Raw genomic sequence first — 6,233 nt, 5'->3', positions numbered from 1 at the left:
CCGCCACCCCTTCCAGAAAGCGGGTCGATGATGACCACGGAACGCCCCGTCGCAGTCGCCATGCGCGGAATCACCATCCAGTTCCCCGGCGTAAAGGCACTCGATGCCGTCGATCTCACGCTCTACGGCGGCGAGATCCACTCCCTCATGGGAGAGAACGGCGCCGGCAAGTCCACGCTCATCAAGGCACTCACGGGCGTCTACGCGATCGACAGCGGCAGCATCGTCGTCGACGGACGAGAGCGCTCGTTCCGCAGCACCGCCGACGCGCAGGCGGCGGGGATCTCGACGGTCTATCAAGAGGTGAACCTCTGCGCCAACCTCTCGGTCGCCGAGAACGTGATGCTCGGCAACGAGGTGCGCCGCGCCGGACGCATCGACTGGCGCGCAACGCACGAGGCGGCCGCCGGACACCTCGCGGAGCTCGGTCTCGACGTCGACACCCACTCCGTGCTGGCCAGCCACTCGATCGCGGTGCAGCAGCTCGTCGCGATCAGCCGGTCGATGGTCATCGACACGCGGGTCCTCATCCTGGACGAGCCCACGTCGAGCCTCGACCGCGGCGAGGTCGAGCAGCTGTTCGCCGTCATGCGGCGCCTCCGCGACCGCGGCGTCGCCATCCTGTTCGTCTCGCACTTCCTCGACCAGATCTACGAGATCTCCGACCGTCTCACGGTTTTGCGCAACGGCGGGCTCGTCGGGGAGTACCCCATCGCCGAGCTCGGACGCGAGGCCCTCGTGGCGCGCATGATCGGACGCGAGCTGAGCGCCCTCGACGCCCTGTCGTCGACCGCTGAACGCGAGATCGACCGCGACGCCGTCCCGGTTCTGCGTGCCCGCGGCGTCGGACGCCGCGGCGTCATCGAGGCGTCCGATCTCGACGTGCACCGCGGAGAGGTCGTCGGGATCGCGGGCCTGCTCGGCTCGGGCCGCACCGAACTGGCGCGCCTGCTCGCCGGCGCAGATCGATCGGATGCCGGCTCCGTCGAGGTCGACGGCGTCCCGACCCGTCTGACCACCCCGCGTCACGCACTCGATCACGGCATCGCGTTCTCCTCGGAGGACCGCCGATCCGAGGGCATCATCGCGGACCTCACCGTCGCCGAGAACATCGTGCTCGGCGTGCAGGCGCGGCGCGGCGCGCTGCGCCGGGTCCCGCAGAGCGAACGCGACGCACTCGTGGCCGAGTACCTCGAGGCCCTCGGCGTCCGCCCCGCCGACCCGAACGCCCTCGTGCGCAACCTCTCGGGAGGCAACCAGCAGAAGGTGCTGCTGGCGCGATGGCTGGCCACCGCGCCCGAACTGCTCATCCTCGACGAGCCCACCCGCGGGATCGACGTCGGCGCCAAGGCCGACATCCAGCGCAAGGTCGCCGAGCTCGCGGCTCAGGGCCTCGCCGTCGTCTTCATCTCGTCGGAGCTCGAGGAGGTGCTGCGCATCGCGCAACGCGTCGCCGTTCTGCGCGATCGCCGCAAGATCGGCGAACTCATGACCCAGGATGTGGACGTCGACACACTGGTCGCCTTCATCGCCGAAGGCGACGCCGAGAACCCCTCGGATAAGGAGAAGATCGCGTGAAGAAGCTCATCACGCACCGGCTCGTCTGGCCGGCGCTCGCCCTCGTGGCCCTGATCGCGGTCAACACCGTGTCACGGCCCTCGTTCCTCAGCGTGACGGTGCAGAACGGTCAGCTATACGGCTCGCTCATCGACATCCTCCGCAACAGCGCTCCGCTCATGCTCGTCGCCCTCGGGATGACGCTCGTGATCGCCACCCGCGGGATCGACCTGTCCGTGGGCGCGATCATGGCCGTGTCGGGCGCCGTCGCCCTCACGATCATCGAGGCATCGCCCGAGCCGGGGAATCTCGGCGTCGTCGCGATCGCGATCGCGGCGGGTGTCGGCACCTCTCTCGTCCTGGGCGCGTGGAACGGTTTCCTGGTCGCGGTGCTCGGCATCCAGCCGATCATCGCCACGCTCGTCCTCATGCTCGCCGGACGCGGTGTCGCTCTGCTCATCACGCGCGGATTCATCACGACGATCAACAGCGAGCCGTACCAGTTCATGGCACAGGGATACGTGTTCGGCCTGCCCTTCGCCCTGTGCGTCTCGGTCGCCGCGATCATCGTCGTCGCCGTCGTCCAGCGGCGCACCGCCCTCGGGATGCTGACCGAGGCCGTCGGCATCAACCCCGAGGCGAGCCGCCTGGCGGGCGTCCGCTCGCGCGGGATCATCTGGGGCACCTACATCGCCAGCGGCACCCTCGCGGGTATCGCGGGCATTCTCTACAGCTCGAACATCATGGCCGCCGACGCGAACGCGGCGGGGATGTACATCGAGCTCGACGCGATCCTCGCCGTCGTGCTCGGCGGCACGTCGCTCGCGGGCGGCAAGTTCAGCATCGCCGGAACCGTCATCGGCGTCTTCACGATCCAGACCCTCAAGACCACGATCACCTTCCTCGGGGTCCCGCCCGCCGTGAGCCCGGTGTTCATGGCCGGCGCCGTGCTGGTGGTCGTCCTGCTGCAGTCGCGCCGTGTGCGCGGCTGGTTCACCTCCGGCGCCCGCCCCGCAGCCCGCGCCGTCTCCGCCCGCTCCGACGCGAAGGTGCTGTCATGACATCGCTCACCGCTGCCCCACGCGCGCACGAGCGCGCCCTGACCCCGTGGCGCCGCTTCCTCAGCCGCCACATCGCCCTCGTGCCGGTGTTCGCCGCCGCCGTGATCCTCGTCGTCATGATCGCGGGCGCCATGATCAACTTCCCCAACTTCCAGCTGCCCCGCATCCTGTCGTCGATCCTGCTCGACAACGCCTACCTCCTGGTGCTCGCCGTCGGCATGACCTTCGTGATCCTCACCGGCGGCATCGATCTGTCGGTCGGCGCCGTGATGGCCTTCACCGGCATCCTGTGCGCGAGGCTGCTGTCGGAGGGAGTGCCCGTCGCCGTCGCAGTGCCGGCGATGATCGTGATCGGCGGCGCGATCGGCCTGCTGATCGGCGTCCTGGTGCAGTTCTTCGACGTGCAGCCCTTCATCGCGTCGCTGATCGGCATGTTCCTCGCGCGCGGCCTCGCCTTCGTCGTGAGCCTGGAGTCGATCAAGGTCGCCGACGAGGGCCTGCTGTGGCTGCAGTCGACCCGGCTGTCGGTCGGCGGCTGGTACATCACGCCCACCGGCATCCTGGCCCTGCTCACGGTCGCGCTGGCCGCGCTCGTGCTGCGCTACACGCGCTTCGGCCGCACCGTCTACGCGATCGGCGGCAGCGAGCAGTCGGCGCGCCTCATGGGCCTGCCGGTCGTGCGCACCCGCCTGCTGGTGTACGTCATCAGCGGCGTGTGCGCGGGGATCGCGGGCATCGTGCTCACGGCCTACTCCGGCGCGGGTTATCCCCTAAACGGCGTCGGCACCGAGCTCGACACGATCGCCGCGGTCGTGATCGGCGGCACCCTCCTCACGGGAGGCAGCGGGTTCGTCGTCGGGTCGCTCATCGGCGTCTTCGTCTACGGGCTCATCCGCACGATCATCTCGTTCCTGGGCGCCGAGCAGTCATGGACGCGGATCACGGTGGGCGCGCTGCTGCTCGTGTTCGTCGTGGTGCAGCGGGTGATCGTCAGCCGATCCGCGACGCGGCGGTGACGGCCCGCCGCGCCGCGGCAGCGCGGCGGGGCATCGGGGCGGCATGATGGTGCGCATGGATCCCGAGGCGGCGCCGACGCTCGAGGTGCGCGGCGCCGACGTGCGCTTCGGCCCCGAGCAGGCGCTCGCGAACGTCGATCTGCGGCTGTTCGCGGGCGAGGTGCACTCGCTGATGGGCGAGAACGGCGCCGGGAAGTCGACGCTCATCAAGGCGATCACCGGCGCGCTCCGACTGGACGCCGGCGAGATCCTGCTCGACGGCGCACCGGTGCACCTCGCTCGCCCCGCGGACGCGCTCGCGGCGGGCATCTCGACCGTCTACCAGGAGATCGACCTGCTGCCGAACCTCACGGTGGCCGAGAACGTCTCGCTCGGACGCGAGCCCCGCCGGTTCGGGCTCATCGACCACGCGGGGATGCGGCGCCGCGCCGCTTCGGCGCTCGAGTCCCTCGGGGTCTCGATCGACCCGGGTTCGCTGCTGTCGTCGCACTCGCTCGCCGTGCAGCAGCTGGTGGCCATCGCGCGCGCGGTCTCGGGATCGAACCTGCGGGTGCTCGTGCTCGACGAGCCGACCTCGAGCCTCGACGCCGACGAGGTCGCCGAGCTGTTCCGCGTCGTCCGCGAGCTGACCGCCCGCGGGATCGCGGTGCTGTTCGTGTCTCACTTCCTCGACCAGGTCTACGAGTTGTGCGACCGGGTCACCGTGCTGCGCGGCGGCCGCTTCGTCGGCGAGTACTCCACCACCGAGCTCCTGCGCGTCGAGCTCGTCGAGAAGATGCTCGGCGACTCCGCAGCCCGCCTCGCGGCGATCGACGACGACATCGCACCGCTGAGCGACGGGCCGGTCGTGCTGTCGGCCCGGGGAGCACGGTCGAACCGCACGCGACATGCGTTCGACCTCGAGCTCGCCGAGGGCGAGGTCATCGGGTTCGCCGGCCTGCTGGGTTCCGGACGCACGGAGTTCGCCCGCGCGCTGACGGGCGTGGACGGCCTCGACGAGGGCACGGTGCTCCTCGACGGCACCCCGCTCGGGGGCCACGGCCCGCGGTCGGCGATCGGGCGGGGTGTCGTCTACTCGTCGGAGAACCGTCGCACCGACGGTGTGCTGGGCGACCTCAGCGTGCTCGAGAACATCACGCTCGCCCTGCAGGCGCAGCGCGGCGTCCTGCGCCCCGTGGGCGCCGCCCGCGCGCGCGAGCTCGCCCGCAGCTGGATCGAGGCCCTCAACATCCGACCCGCCGACATCGACCGCCCGGTCCGGGAGCTCTCCGGCGGCAACCAGCAGAAGGTCCTGCTCGCGCGGCTGCTGGCTCTGTCTCCCCGCGTGGTCGTGCTCGACGAGCCCACGCGGGGCATCGACGTGGGCGCGAAGGCCGAGGTGCAGCGCCTTGTCGGAGAGCTCGCCGACAACGGCGTCTCGGTGGTCTACATCTCGGCCGAGCTCGACGAGGTGCTGCGGGTCTCGCACACCATCGCGGTCGTCCGCGACGGCCGCATCGCCCACGTCGTACCGGCCGCGGATCTCAGCTCCGACCTGCTGATCGCCCTCGTGGCGCGCGCCGACGACAAGACCGAAGAGGCCGATGACTGACGCGCGCACGCCCCGGGCAGCGAACATCTTCGACGTCGCGAGACTCGCCGGCGTCTCTCACCAGACGGTGTCGCGGGTGCTCAACGACATGCCGAACGTCCGGCCCGCCACACGCGAGCGGGTCGAGAAGGCGATCGCGCAGCTGCGCTACAGCCCCTCCCCCGCGGCGCGGGCGCTCGTGACCCGCCGCACCCGGACCATCGGTCTGATCACGCCGGGGACGGTGCAGTTCGGGCCGACCTCGGTCGCGACCCACTTCAACTTCGCCGCGCGCTCGGAACGCTACAACGTCGACGCGATCAGCTCACCGGAGAGCGACGTCGCCGCCGTGCGGTCGGCGATCGACGGCCTGCTGCGCCAGCGTGTCGACGCGATCGTCCTCATCGTGGTCGACCTCGACGTGCTCGCGGCCATCCAGGGGCTCGAGCTCGACATCCCGCTGGTCGCTGTCGCCGCCACCAGCCGGCCGCATCCGCAGCTCGTGTCGATCGACCAGTACCGGGGCGCGCGGAGCGCCGTGCGCCACCTCGCCGAGAGCGGTCACCGCCGCATCCACCACATCGCGGGCCCCGCCCGCAATCCCGACGCCGCCGAGCGCGTGCGCGGGTGGCGCGACGAGCTCGTCGCGAGGCGGCTCGACATCCCGCCGCTCACCTACGGCGACTGGTCGGCTGCGAGCGGGTTCGGCATCGCGATCGAGAGCGACATCGCCGCGGGTGACGGCATCTTCGTGGGCAACGACCACATGGCGATCGGAGTACTGTCGGCGCTGCGCGAACGCGGTCTGCGGGTGCCCGAGGACGTCGGCATCGTCGGATTCGACAACGTGCCCGAAGCGGCGTTCTTCCATCCCGCGCTCACGACGGTCGAGCAGGACTTCCCGGCGCTGGGGGCCCTGATCATGCAGAAGGTCCTGCTCGTGGTGGAGCAGCCCGATGTCGTCACCGAGGCCACCCCGCTGCCGACCCGCCTCATCGTCCGGCAGTCGTCGGTGTCGGACGGCTGAGC

The 6,233-nt window shown here is 70.6% G+C and carries 5 protein-coding genes; all 5 read left to right on the top strand.

What is annotated here, in order from left to right; all coding sequences use genetic code 11:
- The first annotated feature begins 30 nt into the window (after window positions 1–30).
- From DO944_RS14640 to DO944_RS14620, 5 genes are read left to right on the top strand one after another with little or no spacing between them, the layout of a single operon-like run.
- Complete coding sequence (locus DO944_RS14640; RefSeq protein ID WP_205289218.1) at window positions 31–1,578, top strand: sugar ABC transporter ATP-binding protein; 1,548 nt, start codon at window positions 31–33, stop codon at window positions 1,576–1,578.
- A complete protein-coding gene (locus DO944_RS14635) occupies window positions 1,575–2,618 on the top strand; it encodes an ABC transporter permease (RefSeq protein WP_112617864.1) in 1,044 nt (347 codons plus the stop codon). Before DO944_RS14640 ends, DO944_RS14635 begins: the two co-directional genes overlap by 4 nt.
- Window positions 2,615–3,634 carry an ABC transporter permease subunit gene (locus DO944_RS14630; RefSeq protein ID WP_112617863.1) on the top strand — a complete coding sequence of 340 codons (1,020 nt, stop codon included), beginning with the start codon at window positions 2,615–2,617 and terminating at the stop codon, window positions 3,632–3,634. Before DO944_RS14635 ends, DO944_RS14630 begins: the two co-directional genes overlap by 4 nt.
- Before the next feature lie 46 nt (window positions 3,635–3,680).
- Window positions 3,681–5,225, top strand: a complete 1,545-nt coding sequence (locus DO944_RS14625) for a sugar ABC transporter ATP-binding protein (RefSeq protein ID WP_396652032.1) — start codon at window positions 3,681–3,683, stop codon at window positions 5,223–5,225.
- The gene (locus DO944_RS14620; protein WP_112617861.1) at window positions 5,218–6,231 is read left to right on the top strand and encodes a LacI family DNA-binding transcriptional regulator; all 1,014 of its coding nucleotides are present in this window, start codon (window positions 5,218–5,220) and stop codon (window positions 6,229–6,231) included. The genes DO944_RS14625 and DO944_RS14620 overlap by 8 nt, the downstream gene beginning before the upstream one ends.
- Window positions 6,232–6,233 lie beyond the last annotated feature (2 nt).

The sequence above is a fragment of the Microbacterium sp. SMR1 genome (assembly GCF_003289625.1).
Taxonomy (GTDB): Bacteria; Actinomycetota; Actinomycetes; order Actinomycetales; family Microbacteriaceae; genus Microbacterium; species Microbacterium plantarum.
This window is presented reverse-complemented; position numbering and strand designations above follow the sequence as displayed.